The organism is Kitasatospora sp. NPDC056076 (genome assembly GCF_042266305.1).
Taxonomy (GTDB): domain Bacteria; phylum Actinomycetota; class Actinomycetes; order Streptomycetales; family Streptomycetaceae; genus Kitasatospora.
The window spans coordinates 32353-50057 of record NZ_JBHJWG010000004.1; the positions used below are offsets into that span (position 1 = coordinate 32353).

Below are 17705 nucleotides of genomic sequence, written 5' to 3' on the forward strand. Positions count from 1 at the left end.
CGAGACTCTGACACGCGACCCCCGACGCTTCCTCACCACTGCGGACGCGCGACTGCCGTACGGCCTGCGCGCTGCCCAGGATAGTGCGCATTTCTGTTCGTCCGACCGGAGGAGGGCCTATTCTGATGGGCGCCCGAGCAACATCACGAAACAACGTCAACTCATGGTCGTACGGGGAATGTTGATCATGGAGCGGGACGACATCGAGGCACAGGGGGACGGTGCATGCTGCAGCTTGCGGTGCTGCTGATCGTGGTGGCACTGGCCGGGGCGGCCGCCGTCCTGCTCGCCCGTAGGCGAACCACCCTGGACCCGGCCGGAGTCGCCAAGGCCCTGGCCGCGGCCGCCGGACAGCTCGCCGCCGGAAAGGCCCCCCAGGCCCGCCGCCGCTACGCCCGGCTGGCCCGCCAACTCGCCACCGGACCCGCCGAACTGCGCACCCAGCGCGGCCTCGCCCTGCTCGGCCAGGCCGAGGCCACCATCCCCACCGGCGACCAGCAGGCCACCCTCGCCCTGCACCGCGAGGCCTTCCCGCTGCTCACCGACCCGGCCCGGCAACTGCCCCGCTGGAGCCTGCGCCGCCTCGCCGAGGAACGGACCCAGGCCCCGGACGGCGACCTCGGCCCGGTCCTCGCCTACCTCCGGGCCGCCGCCACCACCGGCACCGGCAGCGCCACCGGCACTGCCACCGAAGCCGGCGGCGCCACCGGAACCGATCCGGGCGAGGACGCCGACGCCGTCGCCCGCACCGTACGGTGGCTCCAGCACCTCTGCCGCGAGGGCACGCCCGAGCAGCGCGACCACGCCACCGACCGGGCCCTCGCCGCCCTGCCCGGCCAGGACTGGCCGGTCCTCGCCCGGGCCGCCCTGCTGAACGCCACCGGCCGCGCCGAACAGGCCGAACCGCTGCTCGCCGCCGCGGCCCCCGGTGGCAGCGCCGAACTCTGGTTCCGCTGGGGCGCCCAGCTGTTCACCGCGCACCGGGACGAACCCGCCGCCGCCGCCTTCGACGAAGCCCTGCGCCGCGGCCCCGGCGACCCCGGCCCCTGGGGCCGCGGCCCGGCCCTGCGCACCGACAGCCTGCTCTTCCGCGGCCTCGCCCGGCAGCGCCTCGGCGCCACCGACGCCGCCTGGGCCGACCTCGCGGCCGCCGCCACCGAGACCCCCGGCGACCCGCGCCCGCGCTACGCCCTCGGCCGGCTCGCCCTGCTGCTCGGCGCCGACGACCAGGCCCGGGAGCAGTTCACCGCCGCACTCACCGTCCAACCCTCCTTCGCCCCGGCCCGGTTCGGCCTCGCCCTGGTCCACGAACGGGCCCAGCGGCACGCCGAGGCCGCCGCCGACTACCGCACCGGCCTCGGCCAGGCCCCCGACTGGCGCCCCGCCAGGGTCCGGCTCGGCGCCGCCCTGACCGCCGCCGACCGGGCCGCCGAGGCCGAGCCGCTGCTGCGCGCCGAGGCCGACACCGAACCCGACTCCCGCTGGAGCCGGATCGCCGCCTACCACCACGGCCTCGCCCTCGCCCGCACCGGCGACCCGGCCGGCGCCCTCGCCCGCTGGGAACCCCTGGACGACCCCGAACTGCACGTCCGCCAGGCCCTGGCCCGCGACCGGCTCGCCCGCACCCGACTGGCCGCCGACCCGGCCGCCGCCCGCGCACTGTGGCAGCGGGCCGCCGCCGAACACCCCGGCGCCCCCGGCTACCGGTCCGCGCTGCGCGAGGCCGCCCTGCGCGAGGCCGCCCACCTGCTGGTCACCGGCCGCGACCGCGCCGAGGCGCGCGAGGCCGCCACCGCCGCGCTCGCCCTGGCCGACGCCCTGCCCGGCGCGCTCACCCACCGGCAGTCCCGGCTGCGCGCCGCGCTCGCCCTCGCCGAGGGCGCGACCGAGCGGGTCACCGCGCTGCTCGACCCCACCGCCGCGCCCCGCGACCGCTACCACCTGGCCGCCGCCGCCCTGCTGGCGGGCCGTCCGGTGCAGACCATCGCCCTGCTCGGTCCGCTCGACCCCGACCCGGCCGGCGACCCGGCGCTCGCCCGGCTGCGCGCCCTGCTCGCCGAACGGGCCGGCAACTGGGCCGCCGCACTGGACTGGTACCGGCACTTCCTCACCTCCCCCGCGGCCGGGTCCGCCGCCGGTTCCCCCGAGGCCGGTTCCTTCGGGGCCGCTTCCGCCGCAGACCCGGTCGGCGACTGCGCGGCCTGCGCCCGCCCCGCCACCGGCGCCTGCGGAGGCTGCGGGCGGGAGGCCTGCGCCGAGCACCTGCACGCCCCGGCCGGATCCGCCTCGCCCCGCTGCACCCACTGCACCGGCCCCGCCCTGCGCGCCGTCCTGGACTGCGCCCGCCGGGCCGGTACCCCCGAACAGGCCGAACCCGTCCTGGCCGGCTGGGCCGAGGCGCTCGGCGACGGCGCCGCCGCCGCACCGGTACGGCTCGACCTCGCCCTGCTGCGCGCCGAACTCGGCCGCCTCGACGAGGCCCTGGCCGATCTGCCCGAGGAGGCCGGCCCGGCCCGGGCGGCCGTCCTGGTCCGCCGGGCCGGCGCCGCCCTCGCCGCCGAGCAGCACGGTCGGGCGGCCGGCGACCTGCGCCGGGCCCTCGCGCTCGCGCCCGGCCACCCGCAGGCGGCCGCCGCGCTGGTGCTGCTCGGCGAGCACGAGGCCCACCAGCACGCCGTCGAGGGCCGCCACCGCGAGGCCTACCGGGCCTACCGCGCGCTGCTGCTCGACGACCCCGCCCACCCCCGGCTGCTGCACGCCCTCGGGCTGGCCGGCTACCGCTTCGCGGCCGCCACCGGGGCGACGACGGCGGGGGCGGCCGACGGGACCCTGGCCGAGGCCGCCGACGAGCAGGCCTGGGCCTGGACGATCGGCTGCCTGGTCGCCGCCCTGCACCGCGAGGAGCTCTGGACCGAGACCGCCCGGACCACCGGCCGCGAGGCCGACCCCCAGCGCACCGCCGCCGCCCGCACCGCGCTCACCGACCGCCTCCGCGAGGACCTGCGCGCCCTCGACCGGGCCGCCGGCCGCAGCGGCGACGAGACCACCGCGTGGACGCTGCGCCTGGGCATGGAGTCCCACGCCGCGGACGCCTTCGCCCAGGAGGACGTCCGGATAGCCCTGCCCGGCCGCCCCACCCGCCGGCTGGTCCTCGGCCCGGGCCTGGACCGGCTGCTGCGCGCCGAACTGGTCGGCTGGGGCGAGGCCTACCAGCAGGCCGTCGGCGCCTGGCGGCGCGGCCCCGGGGCCGCCTCGGGGCCCGCGCTCGGCCGGGCCCTCGGCCTGTTCGGCGCGCTCGGCCCGCAGCAGTACCTGCACCTCCAGGGCCGGCAGGCGGCCGCCGTCGCCGCGTTGGACGCGGTCGCCGAGGGCGAGCGCGGCGCCGCCTGGCAGTCGCTGCTCGGCGCGGCCCTGGTCAGCCAGGCCCGGGAGCACCACCGCAACCAGGACTGGCGGGAGGCGCTGGACTGCCTCACCCGGGCCCGGAGCGTCCCCGGCCTGGTGCTGCCCGTCGAGGTGGCCAAGGTGGCCGCCGAGTCCGGGGTCCGGGCCGCCCGCGCCCTGTTGAAGAGCAGCGTGGACGACCAGGAGGGCGCGGCCGGACTGCTGGAGAAGGCCTTCGCGCTGGCCCCGGACGACCCGGAGGTGCGCGGCGACCTCGGCGCGACCTACGCCCAGTGGGCCCGCAAGATCAACAACGAGGAGAAGGACTACCTGCGCGCCCTCGAACTGCTGGCCAAGAGCGCCGAGCTCGCCCCCGGCGACCCGACCGCCCGGCACTTCCTGCGCGCCGCCCTCGGCAACCGGGCCGGTCAGCTCAGCCGGGTGGACGCCTCCGACGCGGAACTCCAGGAAGCCGTCGGGACGTGGAAGCGGCTGATCGAACTCGACGACGACCCCGAGAACCGCCGGGGCCTCGCCTTCGTGCTGCGCCAACTGGCCCGCTCCGCCGCCTTCGTCGACGACAGCGCCCGCGCCCTCGCCCGGATGCTGGAGGCGCTGGTCTGGGACCCGGACTGGGAGGGCGACGCCGCGAGCGAGGCGGGCCGCCGGGTCTCGGTGCTGCTCGCCAACCACGTCATCGACCACATGCAGAACAGCACCTTCCAGGCCCAGGCCGCGATGCTCCACAAGGCCAGGTCCTACGACGACTCGGCCGAGATCCGCGGCCTGATGGTCAGCGTCTGGCGCAGCCGGGCGATCTCGTTCTACGAGGAGCGCCTCTACGCCGAGGCGATCGGCCTGCTGCGCGAGGCGCTCGAACTCGCCGTCGCGCCGGAGGACACCGCCAAGCTCAAGACCGAACTCGGCATCGTCCTCAGCTCGTTCGCCGTCGCCCGGGCCAACGCCGGCAACCACCTGGAGGCCCAGGGGGCGATGGAACTGGCCCTCCAGCACAATCCCCACGACCGCGAACTGCGCGCCCTGGCGGACCGGATCAACAAGCTCGGCCGCCGCTACTGACCGGCCCCGGCAACCGCCGGACGGCCGGCGCCGTCGTAGCCCGTGCACCGCGTCCGCACCGACCGCACCGCCCAGCCCGCTACCCCCAACCCCCCTGCCCCGTCCGGACCGTGAGGAGAGAGACCGCCCGCCATGCCACTGCACGAACCGTCGCCGTACGAGGTCCTGGGCATCCCGCTCACGGCCGGGGTACGCGAGATCAACCTCTCGGTCGGGAAGGCGCTCAAGGCGGGCCGGTACAGCCGCCAGCAGATCCAGGACGCCGCGGCCCTGCTGCGCAACCCGGACCGGCGCCTGGAGGTGGACCTCCAACAGCCGCTGCCGCCCGAACCGGTCGACCAGGCCGCCGAGTTGCTCGCCCCCGCGCTGGCCGAACCGCTGCTGGTGATCGAGCGCCCCGGCCTCCCGCCGGCCCCGGCCCTGCTCGCCCTGCACCGGGCCGAGGCCGCCGCCGACTTCGCCGAGCCCGCCCCCGGCGGCGCCGACCCCGAACCGCCCGTCCCCGCCCGCTACGCGGCCGACCTGTCCGTGCTGCCCCAGATCGAGGTCCCGCAATGACCGACGCACCGACCGCACCCGCCGGGCCGACCGCACCGACCGCACCGGCCGATGGACCGACCGCAGCCCTGCTCGACGGCCACCGGCCGCTGGAGGTCCCGCCGGGTGCGGAGGCCGTCGACCTGGAGGCCAAGTTCACCCAACTGCTTTTCCGGTCCTCCCTGTTGGGCAACAAGCTGACCGAGCAGAAGCAGCAGGCCCGGGCCGAACAGCGGGAACTGCTGGGCGTCCTGATCGAGGTGGACGACGCGCTGACCGCCCTAGCGCTGGACCGCGAGCTGGTGGCGCTCGGCCGCGGCGCCGGGCTGGAGGCGACCCGTCGGCGGCTGCTCGGCCGGCTGGCCAAGGCCGGGGTCCGGCCGATGCGGCTGGAGGGGCTGGCGGCCGACCCGGCGCTGACCGAGATCGTGGGCACCGAGGTGCGGCCGGGGGTGGCGCCGGAGACGGTGCTGCAGACGGTGGTGACCGGCTTCTTCTGGGAGCAGGAGGTGCTGCGCCGGGCCCAAGTGGTGGTCGCCGCAGCGGAGTCGGCGGCGGAGTCGGCACCGGAGTCGGTGCCGGAGCCGGTGCCGGTGCCGGTCGAGGACCCGCGCAGCGCGCGGATCGGGCTTGAGGAGCCGGAGCAGCCCGAGGAGCCGAAGGAGCCCGAGCGGCCGACGGCCGCCGCGCCCGACCCCGCCGCCAGGCCGGTGCCGCCCCGGGTCCGTCGGCACGCCAAGGCGCCGGGTCGGCCGGCCAAGCGCGCCAAACGCAAGAAGTAGCCAGGACCACGAGGGGCAAGAGGGGAACGACATGTACCGCACACTCGGCATCGACCTGGGCACCACCAACTCCGTGGTGGCCCACCTGCGCCGGGGCGCGCCGGAGATCATCTTCAACCGGCAGAACCAGGAGGCCACGCCCTCCGTGGTCGGCAGCGGCCGCAAGGGCGAGCTGCTGGTCGGTTCGACCGCGCGCAGCCGGATCGCCATCGACGGCGCGAACGTGATCCGCTCGGTCAAGCGCTTCATGGGCCGCAAGTTCAAGGACCCGCAGGTCCAGGCGGCGCTCAAGGAGGTCGACTACAAGGTCACCGCGGGCACCGACGGCGACGTCAACGTCTGGTTCAACGGCCGCTCCTACACCCCGATCGAGATCTCCGCGATCATCCTGCACCGGCTCAAGCAGGACGCCGAGCAGCGCCTCGGGGAGCCCTTCCACCGGGCGGTGATCACCGTCCCCGCGTACTTCGGCGAGCGGCAGGTGGCCGCCACCCAGGAGGCGGGCCGGATGGCGGGCCTGCACGTGCTGCGGATCATCAACGAGCCGACCGCCGCCGCGCTCGCGTACGGGCTGGCGAGCGACGCCGGGGACGAGGGCCGCACCGTCCTGGTGTACGACCTCGGCGGCGGCACCTTCGACATCTCCATCCTGCTGCTGGTGCCCGGTTCGGTCTCGGTGCTCGGCATCGAGGGCGACAACCTGCTGGGCGGCGACGACTTCGACCGGGCGATCACCACCGCGCTGCTGGAGGACATCCGCGAGGAGTACGGCTCCGACTACCAGCCGGACCTGCGGGACCGCCCGAAGATCGCCTCGACGGCCGAGACGGTCAAGATCGAGCTGTCCAACCAGCAGTCCTCCGAGGTGATCCTGCCCGGCCTGGGCGCCGGACAGCTGGTGCTGGAGACGGAGTTCGAGCGGGCCCGCTTCGAGGAGCTGATCGAGGCCCAGATCGAGCGGACCATCGAGCTGACCCACAAGGCGATCATGCAGGCCAACCTGACCGTCGGGGACGTCGACGAGGTGGTGCTGGTCGGCGGTTCGACCGCGATCCCGCTGGTCGAGCGGCGCCTCGGCGAGGTGTTCGGCACCCGCCGGATCAAGCGCGGCGTCAACCCGATGCAGTGCGTGGCGCTCGGCGCGGCCGTGCAGTCCGCCCTGGTCGGCGAGGTGGAGTGCCCGGAGTGCCGGGCCCCCGGGGACCTCTCGGCCTCCAACTGCGCCAACTGCGCGACCTCCCTGCTCGGCGGCGACCGGGTCTCCTGCCCGACCTGCCACGTCCCGGTCGAGGCCGGGGCGTCGGCCTGCCCCAAGTGCGCCCAGGAGATGGACGGTTCGGCCGCCGACGGCGCGGCCGGGTCCGGCTCGGCCGGCTCCGGCGCGAGGATCCCGCAGCAGTCCCAGGCCACCACCGCGCTGCGCGCCGACAACTGCCCGCGGTGCGGCACCCCGGCCGCCCCCGGCGTCACCGCCTGCGAACTGTGCGGTGAGCCGCTCAACTCGGCCGCCCCGGGCCACACCAAGGTGGCCTCCACCGCTGCCGAGGACGTCGGCCTGCGCTGCTCCTCCTGCGCCACCGTCAACCCACCGGGCAGCGAAGTCTGTGCGGGCTGCGGCGAGTTGATGCAGGTCACCAACCCCTTCGACATCACCCCGAAGAACCTCGGCATCGAGCTCAACGACGGCCGGCTGGCCGTCATGATCCCCAAGAACACCAGCTACCCGACCAGTTCGCCGGTCGGCCGGGAGTTCGTGGTCTCCGGCAGCGGCCGCCAACGGCTGGAGATCGCCGTCTACGAGGGCGAGCACGAGATCGCCCAGCAGAACGAGCTGATCGGCCACCTCACCCTGCGCCTGCCCGAGGGCCTCGGCGGCCGCACCCCGGTGGAGGTCTCCTTCGGCCTGGACCGCGACCGCACCATCACCCTGTCGGTGCGGATCCAGGGCGGCGCGGAGAAGACCGTCAAGCTGGAGCGGGTCACCCTCGACCCCGAGTTGAAGGTGCAGGTCGAGGAGCAGCAGCGGCAGATCGAGTCCTTCACCGACCGCTGGGGCGGCGAGCTCACCGAGGCCGAGATGCGCGAGGCGCAGCGGCTGATGGACGCCCTGGACGACCTGGCGGCCGGGCAGACCCGCGGCCGGTCGGTGGACGAGGCGCTGGAGCGGGCGCAGCGCCAGCTCAAGGCGCAGCGCTGGGTGCGCGGCTCGGAGGCCTACCTGAGCCTGTTCATCCACTACTGCGAGAAGCACCTGGACCCGAGCGACCTGGACCGGCTGCGCTCGGTGGCCGCCGAGCTGCGCCTGCGCCGGGAGGCGGCCGACTGGGAGGGCGCGATGCGCGCGGCCCAGAAGGCGGACGAGCTGTGCGACTCGCTCGGCCACACCTTCCGGATGCTCACCATGTGCAACATCTACGTCAACCAGAACATGGTGTCGCCGGCCCTCGGGCAGCGGATCATGGCGGAGCTGCGCGGCCTGGACGAGGCGGTGGAGGCGCCCAACATGGAGGCGGTCAACACCCACATGTCGAACCTGCTGGCGCTGTACGCCCAGGCGCAGCGGGAACTGGGCAGCGAGCCGGCCGCCGAGTCGCTCGGCCCGGTGCGCCCGGAGGAGGCCGGTCCGCGATGACCACTCCCGACGTACCTGCCGTGCCCGGAGCGCCCGAGGATCCGGAGGTCCGCTGCCCGCTGTGCAAGGTCCCGGCGGACCGGCGGTCGCTGGGCTGCCCGTCCTGCCGGGAGGACCTGGGCGTGCTGTTCCGGCTGCGTTACGCCGGTCGGATCGACTACAACCGGGCCCTGACGGCGCTGGGGGCGGGGGAGGAGGCGCTCGCGCTCGGCCTGCTGCACCGCGCGCTGGAGGCCGAACCGGGGCTGGAACCGGCCCGGGAGCTGCTGGGATCACTGAGCGTGTCCGGGTTCGGCGGGTCGGGTGCGGAGCCGGGGGAGGGCCTGCGGGAGGGCCGGCGGGAGGGCCGGCGGGAGGGCGACACGCCCTCGGGGTGACCAATTCGGCCGCTTCCGGCCTGCCGTGGAGTTCGATCGGTGCGAGTGTGATCGTCACACGGAGTTCCGCCACCCTCTCAAGGAGTGACGCAATGCGTATTCGCACCACCCTCGCCGCCACCGCGCTCGCCGCGGTGGCCGTCATCGCCGGTGCCGGCACCGCCGCCGCCAGCGGCGCGACCGCGAACGGTGTCGCCTTCGGTTCGCCCGGTGTGCTCTCCGGCAACCAGATCCAGATCCCGATCAACCTCGAGGCCAACGTCTGCGGCAACTCGATCGGCGTCATCAGCATCCTCAACCCGGCCTTCGGCAACACCTGCATCAACGCCTGACCCGCGCACCGGGGCCGTCCGTCGCAGCCGACGGGCGGCCCCGGTGCCGTGCCGGTACCCCCGTTCGGGGGTGGCGGCGCGGGCCGGGGACCGCGAGCATGGTCCCCTGTCCCGCACCGCCGCACCCAGGAGCCCGCCCGTGCCGACACCGCCCGCCCAGCGCAGCTACGCCTCCGGGACCTCGGCCGTCCCGCTGCTCGGCGACACCATCGGGGAGAACCTCGACCGCGCGGTGCGCGCCTTCCCCGACCGCGAGGCCCTGGTCGACCGCCCCACCGGCCGCCGCTGGACGTACGCCCAACTCGCTGCCGACGTCGACGCGCTGGCCCTCGGCCTGCTGGAGCTCGGCATCGCCAAGGGCGACCGGGTCGGCATCTGGGCCCCCAACTGCGCGGAGTGGACGCTCACCCAGTACGCCACCGCCAAGCTCGGCGCCGTCCTGGTCACCGTCAACCCGGCCTACCGGGCGCACGAGCTGGAGTACGTGCTGAACCAGGCCGGGATCCGACTGCTGGTCGCCGCCGAGCGCTTCAAGACCTCGGACTACGCCGGGATGATCGGCGAAGTCCGGCCCCGCTGCGCCGGGTTGGAGCGGGTGCTGCTGCTCGGCAGCCCCGCCTGGGACGAGGTGCTGGCCGCCGGCCGCGCCGCCGACCCCGCCCCGCTGGCCGCCCGCCAGGGCGAGCTGGTGCCCGACGACCCGATCAACATCCAGTACACCTCGGGCACCACCGGCTTCCCCAAGGGCGCCACACTCTCGCACCACAACATCCTCAACAACGGTTACTTCGTGGGCGAGTTGCTCGACTACACCGAGCAGGACCGGATCTGCGTCCCGGTGCCCTTCTACCACTGCTTCGGCATGGTCATGGGCAACCTCGCCGCCACCTCGCACGGCGCCTGCGTGGTCATCCCGGCGCCCTCCTTCGAACCCGGCGCCACCCTGGCCGCCGTCGCCGCCGAGCGCTGCACCTCGCTGTACGGCGTGCCGACCATGTTCATCGCCGAACTCGCCGACCCGGACTTCGACCGCTACGACCTGGGCAGCCTGCGCACCGGCATCATGGCGGGCTCGCCCTGCCCGGCCGAGGTGATGAAGGAGGTCATCGAGCGGATGGGCATGGCGGAGGTGTCCATCTGCTACGGCATGACCGAGACCTCGCCGGTCTCCACCCAGACCCGCACCGACGACCCGGTCGAGCGCCGGGTCTCCACCGTCGGCCGGGTCGGCCCGCACCTGGAGGTCAAGGTCGTCGATCCGGCCACCGGCCGCACCGTCCCGCGCGGCGAGCCCGGCGAGCTGTGCACCCGCGGCTACTCCGTCATGCTCGGCTACTGGGACGAGCCCGAGCGCACCGCCGAGGCCGTCGACGCGGCCCGCTGGATGCACACCGGGGACCTCGCGGTGATGGACGCGGACGGCTACCTCGCCATCACCGGCCGGATCAAGGACATGGTCATCCGCGGCGGGGAGAACCTCTACCCGCGCGAGATCGAGGAGTTCCTCTACACCCACCCCGACGTCCTCGACGTCCAGGTGATCGGCGTCCCCGACCCCAGGTACGGCGAGGAGCTGATGGCCTGGATCCGGATGCGCGAGGGCGCCGAGCCGCTCACCGCCGAGGCCGTGGCCGCCTACTGCGCCGGGCGGCTGGCCCACTTCAAGGTCCCGCGCTACGTGCACGTGGTCGAGGAGTTCCCGATGACCGTCACCGGCAAGATCCGCAAGGTCGAGATGCGCGCGCAGGCGCTGCGCATCCTCGGCCTCTGACCCCGGGAACGCCCGCGGCCCGCCCCCGGGCGGGGACGGGCCGCGGCGTCGCCGATCCGCCGCCCGTGGGAGGCGCGCGTTACGCGGCGAGGTCGGCGTAGAAGATGATGTTGTCGGTGCGGTGCCCGTGCTCGATCCCGCCGCCGCAGGTCAGCAGGCGGAGTTCGGCGTGGTCGGTCGCACCGTAGACCTTGTCGGTCGGGAAGTCCTTCTTCTTCACGTTCTGGATCTCACGGATCCTGAACTCCGCGGTGCTGCCGTCCTCGCGCGGGACGACGACGGTGTCGCCCAGCTCGACCTTCTCGACGTCCTTCATCAGCGCAGGGCCGTGCCTGGTGTCGAAGTGCGCCACCAGGACGGCGATCCCGGTCTCCCCCGGGGTGACGCTCCCGGTCCACCAGCCGGGGCTGTTCGCGTCGGTGTCGGGATCCGGGACACCGAGCTCGCCGGTGGCGTCGAGCTCGAGGTCGACCATCTTCCTGCTGTCGACACCGGCCGTCTCGATCCTCATCCCGGTCGGGCGCGCCTTCGGCAACGCCCGTGCGACGGCACTGGGGGTCGAAGCGGCCGAGGTGCTGGTGACCTTGGGCTCCGGGGGCAGGTCGGCACGCTGGCTGCAGGCGGCCGTGGCACCGAGGAGCCTGGCGCGGCGGCGGGGACGGACACGGGTACTGGGGATCACGGGTGGCTCCGGGCAGTTGGAGCCCTGGCCGCCCGCCGGGTCCGCGCCGTACGCGAAGCCAGCCGCGAGCAGCGGCTCGAAGGAGCCCGGGACCTGCACGACTTCGTGGCCCACGAGGTCACCGGCATCCTGCTGGAGGTGCAGGCGGCCCAGGTCAGTGGCCACGACGCGGCGCAGATCGAGGAACTGCTCGACCGGCTCGATTCGGCCGGGCTCCGTGCCCTGGAGCCCATGGAGGGCACGCTGCGGACCCTTCGCGAGTCGGAAGGCCGGCCGCTCACCGAACAGCCGCCGGCGAGGGCCTTCGGCCTGGCGGACCTGATCGACCGTTTCGTGATCGGCGCTGCCCCGCCCGAGGTTGAGGACGCCGTCTACCGGCTGGTGCTCGAGGCACTCATCAACATCCGCCGACATTCTTCCCGCGCTACCCGGTTCTCGGTTTCGGCCACCCGTTCCTCTGTCGGCGCTGTGTCGGTGTCCGTGGCCGACCACGGCGGCAGGAAGGCGCTACGAACACGCAACCGGTTGGCACGTCCGCGCCACCGTTCCTCTCGACTGAGAGGTCCGGGCGAGGATCGATCGTCCACGCGGCCGGAGAATAATCGATACATCGTCGACAGAGGATGAATCCCCATTCACCTTTGTCGCCCCCACAGCTGCCTTTGAGGAGTCATCTCAGGTGGGGAGTCTGCCGAGCCAGATGAGGGCTGCGGCGACGCGACTCGGTCGGAGCCGACCTGTGAGGGCGTCCACAACTGGCCGGCAAGCCCGAGCTCACAGGGTTGATGCTCCACCACGGCCTGCCGCTCCACCTCCTGTGCCGACGGCGACAAGAGCAGAGCGTCCCCAGGTGGCTCACCCACGCAAGGTCAATAACTCAGAACCCCAACGGTTTCAGGACTACAGGACCTTCTGGGGCGGGTTCGGTCGCCTTTGGTGAATCCACTGAAGTGAACTCCCGGCGGGCGGCTGCTCTTGTACCTGAAGGCCCGTTCAGGCGCATTACTTGTCTCTCCTTGGTCGAACGTACGCTTCCCGAAATTCATCCGATGAGTCGCTGATCTCGGTCAGCGAGACAAGGGGATTCGCGAAAAATGCGTTCCGCTCTCCGAGTTGCTGTCACCGTCGTGGGTGCCACGGCGGCCCTGTCCCTCCCCCTGGGCCTCGCCCACGCCGCCGACACCGGGCACGCCCCTTCGTCCAACGCACTGCAGGCCGCGTCGAAGGCAAAGTCCCACGACCTGCCCGATGGCTACAGCGCGGACTACACGGGCAGTAAGCCTGGTTCGCGAACCATGGTGACCATCACCTATGACCTGAGTGGCGAGTCCATAAAGCTGGATTTCCATGGCGTGAGGACCGGCCGCCTCCACAACTACAACTTCACCCTGGCCTTCGACGGCATCCTGACGGTCGAGGAGGTGCCGAACACGCAGGAGCTGGCCGACGGCTACGTGGCTGACGTCCACGAGCAGGTCGTCTCTACCCGGACGGGCAAGATCGCGGCATACACCGCGAAGATCCGCAGGGGTATGAGCGGGGACCTGGCCACGTTGACCAACCCCGGCGATTCCACGGGGCGGCACGGTGGCTACAGCTTCGCCCTGGCCTCCGACGGCAAGGTGACGGCCACGAAGGACCAGGCGAAGCCCGAGAAGCCGGTCACGCAGAAGCTGGCCGACGGCTATGTGGCCGACGTCTACAAGCAGGAGGTCTCGACCCGGACGGGCAAGATCACGGCGTACACCGCGAAGATCCACGATGCCTCGGGCAAGATCCAGCTCACGCTGACCAACCCCGGCGATTCCACCGGCCGGCACGGTCACTACAGCTTCGCCCTGGCCTCCGACGGCAAGGTCACGGCCACCAAGCTTGCCCCGGGTGACAAGGGCGACAAGGGTCAGCCCGGTGACAAGGGCGAGAAGGGCCAGCCCGGCGACAAGGGTGACAAGGGCGACAAGGGTCAGCCTGGCGACAAGGGTCAGCCTGGTGGCAAGGGTGACAAGGGTGACAAGGGTGACAAGGGTCAGCCCGGTGACAAGGGTGACAAGGGCGACAAGGGCCAGCCCGGTGACAAGAAGGCGGCGGTCACGCCCAAGGGCGGCGTGAAGGCCGGTGCCGAGGGCGTCGGCACCGGTGACAGCGCCGAGCTGGTGTACGGCGGGGCCGGTGCGGCCGCCGTCGGCGCCGCCGGCCTCGGCTTCGTGCTGCTGTGGCGCGGCCGCAGCAACGTCTGATCCCTCGATCGACGGCCGCCGCGCGAGTGGGTTTCCCCCCGCCCGGCGGCCGTTCCATGCCTGCCCGGAGGACACCCATGACCCGAACCCGCGTCACCGTCGTTGCGGTCGCCGTCGCGGCGGCTGCCCTGCTCACCGCCTGCGGCGGTGGGGACAGCCCTGTGCTCCCCGCCGCCCCCGAGATCGTCAGCACCGCTACCGCGTCGCCGGCCACTGCGGCGGCCTCCCTTCCGAAGTCCCGGCCGACGGGGCTCAAGATCGGGTCGGCCGGTGTCGACGCGAAGAGGATGGTCGATCTGAAGATCGACGACAAGGGCGAGCTCGGGGTGCCGGATCCCGACAAGGAGGCGGACCTTCCGGGGTGGTGGGAGGGGAGTCCGACCCCGGGTGAACCGGGGGCGTCCGTGCTCGTGGCCCACTTCGACACCAGGCACGGGCCGGCCCTGATGAAGGACGTCGAGAAGATCAGGCTCGGCGACCGGATCGTGGTGCCCCGTGAGGACGGCACCACGGCCGTCTTCGCGGTCCGCGAGATCGAGAAGGTGGACAAGAAGGCCTTCCCGACCGAGAAGGTCTACGGCGCCACCGACCGGCCGGAACTGCGACTGCTGACCTGCGGTGGTGAGATCAGGGACGGGCACCGGACCGGGAACGTGATCTTCTACGCGGACCTGGTACCGGCCTGATCCGGCGCCTCGGCAGCGGTTCCGGGGCCCGCGGGTGGAGGCAGAAGCGCAGACGTTCGTGGTCCAGGGTGATGCCCGCAGATCTGACCAGCACGAACGCTGATGGCCGACGAGGAGCCTTCCTCGTCGGCCATCAGCGTCGGTGGTGGCGCTCAGTAGCGGGTGCCCCAGGCCTCGTCGGTGGAGACGATCTCGCGGCCGAGGGGCATCAGCGAGATCGGGATCATCTTGAGGTTGGCCCAGCCGAAGGGGATCCCGATGATCGACAGGAACAGCGGGATGCTGGTCACCAGGTGGGCGATCGCCAGCCACCATCCGGCGAAGACGAACCAGATCACGTTGCCGACGCAGGACGCGGCCCCGGCGTCCGGCCGTTCGACGGTCGTCCGTCCGAAGGGCCACAGTATGAAGCCGGCGATCCGGAACGAGGCGATGCCGAACGGGATGGTCACGATCAGCACGCAGCAGATGATTCCGGCGACGACGTACCCGATGGCCATCCAGATGCCGCAGAAGAGCAGCCAGATGACGTTGAGGACGAAATTGATGGGCTTCATGCGCGTTACCTTCTCACGCTCGACGGACTGACTGCCACGACCTGCCATGCCCTCTGGCGTGCGCGTTCACTCCCTTAGGGGGTGCTCTTGGGGGATGACTCGGGGGTCGGGAGGGTGGGGAACTCGGTGGCGGAGGGGCTCGTGTAGTGGCAGTCGCCGGAGGTGGGGCAGAGGTACACCGTGAGGTCCTCGCCGTGGGTGGGCGACAGGAGGCGGAACTCGGCGAAGGTGACGAACCTGCCGCCGCCGAGGTCGACCGCGCGGAAGCGGGGTGGGGCGGCGACGTGGTCGGTGTCGCCGGTCACCTTGACGTCGTCTTGGCGGCCGGAGAAGGCGGTGAACAGGTACTGCTCCGGCCCCAGTACCCCGTTCGCCACCAGCTCCGTGTCCCTGGTCTGATCGTCGATCGGGATGGACTCGGTTCCCTCCCACGGGTCGCCGAGGTGCACCCAGCAGACGTCGAGGTTGTCCTTCAACCAGAACGCGACCGCTCGGGAGTGCCCGTCGTCGTCGAGTACCGCGAGGGTGGCGAGGGTCGGCTTCGGGCACTGCTTCACCAGGAGCCCCGGCCGGTCGACGGCGTCGACGATCCACTGGGCGGACGGCGGCGCCGGTTCGGGCAGCACCACCGTGTGGCGCGGCGGCCCGTCGTCGGCGAAGACTCCGCAGGCCGTCACGGCGGCCAGGACGGCCACCGAACTCACCAGTCCGACAAGGCGTTTCATCGCGTACCCCCCGTAGCGCTCCGATGGGTCCAGGGTCGGCCAGGGCGGGGCGGTCGACAAGGCGCTGCGGGGTCACGGAACCGTCCCGGTCCGGCACGGAGGTGACGGTGCGTCAGTGGGCGTCGCGGCAGGTGCCGGTGGGGGTGCAGAGGGTGAGGGTGAGCGGGCGGCCGGTCGGGGGGATCCGGTAGTGGTAGGCGGCGAAGGTGACGAGGTCGCCGGCACCGAGGTCGAGGGTGCGGCGCCGGACGGGGCTGACGAGGTGGTCCGGGTCGCCGGAGACCGTGATGTCGTCCACCTGGCCGCGGTAGGCCGTGAAGGCGTAGGAGTCCACGCCCGCCGTGGTGTCGGCGGGCATCGGGGTGCGGGGGACGAGGTCGGCGACGGCGGCGAACCAGACGGTGGTGGGCGTGACGCCCGCGTGGTTGACGACGGCGTAGCAGACGTCGAGGTTGTCCGGCAGCCAGAGGGCCACGGCCCGGGTCCGCCCGTCGGTGTCGAGGACGACCATGGTCGCCAGGGCCGGCTTCGGGCACTGCGGCGGCAGGTTGAGCCCGCCGACGAGGTCCGCGATCCACTGGGCGGAGGGCGGGGCGGCCTCGGGGAGCGGCACCGGGTGGCGGTAGGTGCCGGGGTCGAGGGCCGGATCGCAGGCGGTGGCCGGGCCGAGTGCCGTCACCAGTGCCAGCGTCGACCAGAGCGCCCCGAGGCGGCGTCGCATCCTGTCCCCTCTCCCTCCCGGTACGACGGGTGGGCCCCAGGATGCGCCCGGCACCGGGCGGCGGCAAGACTCCTGCCGCAGCCCGGAGCACGGAGCCGGGAGGGGTCAGGCCGGGCGGGGCAGGTAGGCCAGGCCGTGGGCGCCGGGCTCGGCGAGCTTGGGGACGGTGAGGCGGGTGACCGGGGTCAGGGTGTCGAGGTCGACGACGTCCACGGTCGAGGAGACGACGGAGGCGACGTAGCCGAACCGGCCGTCGGGGGAGGAGGTGATGGTCAGCGGGAAGCGGCCGACCTCGACGGAGCCGAGCCTGCGGTGGGTGGCCGCGGAGAAGACGGTGAGGCAGCCGGGGTCCTGCCGGCCGAGCGGCGAGTCGGGGCTGGTGGTGGCGTGGATCTCGCCGGCCAGGAGGCGGCCGCCGCTGGTCAGGTGGACCGGCAGGACGGCGGAGCCGGTGGGCAGCACGTCGACCACGGAGGCCGTACGGGTGTCCAGGACGCGGATGCCGGGCGCGGCGTCGGGCTTCCCGGCGAAGCCGAGGTAGGGCCCGCCGACGTACACCCGGGCGCCGTCGGCGGAGACGGCCAGGCCCTCGCTGCCGGGGACGGTGATCTTGGCGGTCAGCGTGCCGCGGTCGAGGTCGACCACGGAGACGTACGGGGCCTCCTTGTTGGTGGCGTAACCGGTGCGCCCGTCCGGGGAGATGGCGAACCAGTGCGGGCCCGGGGCGTCGGTGTCGATCCGGCCGAGCGGGCGGCGGGTCGCGGTGTCGACGACCACCACGCCGCCGGGTCGGTGCGCCGAGGCCTCGACGCTGACGTAGAGCCGGCCGCGGACCGGGTCCAGGGCCAGGCCGTGCGGGCCGTGCTCGGGGGCGAGGTCGATCACCTCGACGACGGTGCGGGTGTCGGCGTCGATGACGGTCAGTTCGGTGCTGTGGCCGTCGTGGGCGTTGTAGTAGCCGGAGCGGTACGCGCTGGTGCACCAGAGCAGGCGCTGCGTCGGGTCGAAGCACAGCTCGTGCGGCTGGGCCGGGACCTCGACGGTGTCGAGCAGCGCGTCGGTGGCGGCGTCGAAGAAGGAGACGGTCGGGCCGCTCTGGCTGACGACGGCGAGGACATCGCCGGCGAGGTGGGCGCGGGCGTCGAGCTGGCCCCGGGTGTCGAGGTGGGCGCGGGCGTCGAGGGGGGTGTTCGGCACGGGAA

At 73.3% G+C, this 17705-nt stretch carries 15 protein-coding genes; 10 read left to right on the forward strand and 5 right to left on the reverse strand.

Annotation, left to right across the window (positions count from 1 at the left end; genetic code table 11):
• The first annotated feature begins 225 nt into the window (after positions 1-225).
• The 7 genes from ACFC1T_RS04745 to ACFC1T_RS04775 all read left to right on the forward strand — a co-directional run bounded on the left by ACFC1T_RS04745 (position 226) and on the right by ACFC1T_RS04775 (position 10895).
• Positions 226-4464, forward strand: a complete 4239-nt coding sequence (locus ACFC1T_RS04745) for a hypothetical protein (RefSeq protein WP_375883554.1) — start codon at positions 226-228, stop codon at positions 4462-4464.
• A gap of 132 nt (positions 4465-4596) precedes the next feature.
• A complete protein-coding gene (locus ACFC1T_RS04750; RefSeq protein ID WP_375883557.1) occupies positions 4597-5022 on the forward strand; it encodes a hypothetical protein in 426 nt (141 codons plus the stop codon).
• The gene (gene grpE, locus ACFC1T_RS04755) at positions 5019-5783 is read left to right on the forward strand and encodes a nucleotide exchange factor GrpE (protein WP_375883560.1); all 765 of its coding nucleotides are present in this window, start codon (positions 5019-5021) and stop codon (positions 5781-5783) included. The genes ACFC1T_RS04750 and grpE overlap by 4 nt, the downstream gene beginning before the upstream one ends.
• Positions 5784-5814: 31 nt before the next feature.
• A complete protein-coding gene (locus ACFC1T_RS04760; protein ID WP_375883563.1) occupies positions 5815-8415 on the forward strand; it encodes an Hsp70 family protein in 2601 nt (866 codons plus the stop codon).
• Positions 8412-8792 (forward strand): hypothetical protein, encoded by a 381-nt coding sequence (locus tag ACFC1T_RS04765; protein WP_375883565.1) that lies wholly within the window; start codon positions 8412-8414, stop codon positions 8790-8792. Before ACFC1T_RS04760 ends, ACFC1T_RS04765 begins: the two co-directional genes overlap by 4 nt.
• Before the next feature lie 92 nt (positions 8793-8884).
• Positions 8885-9124 carry a chaplin gene (locus ACFC1T_RS04770; protein ID WP_375883566.1) on the forward strand — a complete coding sequence of 80 codons (240 nt, stop codon included), beginning with the start codon at positions 8885-8887 and terminating at the stop codon, positions 9122-9124.
• A 139-nt stretch (positions 9125-9263) separates the two neighbouring features.
• The gene (locus ACFC1T_RS04775) at positions 9264-10895 is read left to right on the forward strand and encodes an AMP-binding protein (protein ID WP_375883569.1); all 1632 of its coding nucleotides are present in this window, start codon (positions 9264-9266) and stop codon (positions 10893-10895) included.
• Positions 10896-10974: 79 nt separating this feature from the next.
• Here the strand turns inward: ACFC1T_RS04775 and ACFC1T_RS04780 are convergent, their stop codons facing one another.
• On the reverse strand, positions 10975-11691 hold the full coding sequence (locus ACFC1T_RS04780; protein WP_375883571.1) for a sortase domain-bontaining protein: 717 nt from the start codon (positions 11689-11691) through the stop codon (positions 10975-10977).
• Here ACFC1T_RS04780 and ACFC1T_RS04785 point away from each other — a divergent pair.
• The 3 genes from ACFC1T_RS04785 (at position 11683) to ACFC1T_RS04795 (ending at position 14500) form a co-directional block, all read left to right on the forward strand.
• On the forward strand, positions 11683-12204 hold the full coding sequence (locus ACFC1T_RS04785; protein ID WP_375883574.1) for a hypothetical protein: 522 nt from the start codon (positions 11683-11685) through the stop codon (positions 12202-12204). The two genes, ACFC1T_RS04780 and ACFC1T_RS04785, sit on opposite strands and share 9 nt — an antisense overlap.
• Before the next feature lie 500 nt (positions 12205-12704).
• Positions 12705-13814: a hypothetical protein gene (locus ACFC1T_RS04790; protein WP_375883576.1), complete on the forward strand. Its 1110-nt coding sequence runs from the start codon at positions 12705-12707 to the stop codon at positions 13812-13814.
• Between the two features lie 77 nt (positions 13815-13891).
• Positions 13892-14500 carry a class F sortase gene (locus tag ACFC1T_RS04795; protein WP_375883578.1) on the forward strand — a complete coding sequence of 203 codons (609 nt, stop codon included), beginning with the start codon at positions 13892-13894 and terminating at the stop codon, positions 14498-14500.
• Between the two features lie 152 nt (positions 14501-14652).
• On the opposite strand, the gene ACFC1T_RS04800 is transcribed toward ACFC1T_RS04795, so the two are convergent.
• The 4 genes from ACFC1T_RS04800 to ACFC1T_RS04815 all read right to left on the reverse strand — a co-directional run bounded on the left by ACFC1T_RS04800 (position 14653) and on the right by ACFC1T_RS04815 (position 17700).
• Positions 14653-15057 carry a YccF domain-containing protein gene (locus ACFC1T_RS04800; protein WP_375883580.1) on the reverse strand — a complete coding sequence of 135 codons (405 nt, stop codon included), beginning with the start codon at positions 15055-15057 and terminating at the stop codon, positions 14653-14655.
• Positions 15058-15131: 74 nt separating this feature from the next.
• Positions 15132-15782, reverse strand: a complete 651-nt coding sequence (locus ACFC1T_RS04805; RefSeq protein ID WP_375883581.1) for a hypothetical protein — start codon at positions 15780-15782, stop codon at positions 15132-15134.
• A gap of 112 nt (positions 15783-15894) precedes the next feature.
• Positions 15895-16503: a hypothetical protein gene (locus ACFC1T_RS04810; RefSeq protein WP_375883583.1), complete on the reverse strand. Its 609-nt coding sequence runs from the start codon at positions 16501-16503 to the stop codon at positions 15895-15897.
• A gap of 105 nt (positions 16504-16608) precedes the next feature.
• A complete protein-coding gene (locus ACFC1T_RS04815) occupies positions 16609-17700 on the reverse strand; it encodes a YncE family protein (protein WP_375883585.1) in 1092 nt (363 codons plus the stop codon).
• Between the last annotated feature and the right edge of the window lie 5 nt (positions 17701-17705).

Bases quoted from the DNA above. Each gene is read 5' to 3' on its own strand.
- ACFC1T_RS04770 (WP_375883566.1), top strand. From the start codon at position 8,885: ATGCGTATTCGCACCACCCTCGCCGCCACCGCGCTCGCCGCGGTGGCC.
- ACFC1T_RS04760 (WP_375883563.1), top strand. From the start codon at position 5,815: ATGTACCGCACACTCGGCATCGACCTGGGCACCACCAACTCCGTGGTG.
- ACFC1T_RS04745 (WP_375883554.1), top strand. From the start codon at position 226: ATGCTGCAGCTTGCGGTGCTGCTGATCGTGGTGGCACTGGCCGGGGCG.
- ACFC1T_RS04765 (WP_375883565.1), top strand. From the start codon at position 8,412: ATGACCACTCCCGACGTACCTGCCGTGCCCGGAGCGCCCGAGGATCCG.
- ACFC1T_RS04800 (WP_375883580.1), bottom strand. From the start codon at position 15,057: ATGAAGCCCATCAATTTCGTCCTCAACGTCATCTGGCTGCTCTTCTGC.
- ACFC1T_RS04795 (WP_375883578.1), top strand. From the start codon at position 13,892: ATGACCCGAACCCGCGTCACCGTCGTTGCGGTCGCCGTCGCGGCGGCT.
- ACFC1T_RS04810 (WP_375883583.1), bottom strand. From the start codon at position 16,503: ATGCGACGCCGCCTCGGGGCGCTCTGGTCGACGCTGGCACTGGTGACG.
- ACFC1T_RS04805 (WP_375883581.1), bottom strand. From the start codon at position 15,782: ATGAAACGCCTTGTCGGACTGGTGAGTTCGGTGGCCGTCCTGGCCGCC.
- grpE (WP_375883560.1), top strand. From the start codon at position 5,019: ATGACCGACGCACCGACCGCACCCGCCGGGCCGACCGCACCGACCGCA.
- ACFC1T_RS04750 (WP_375883557.1), top strand. From the start codon at position 4,597: ATGCCACTGCACGAACCGTCGCCGTACGAGGTCCTGGGCATCCCGCTC.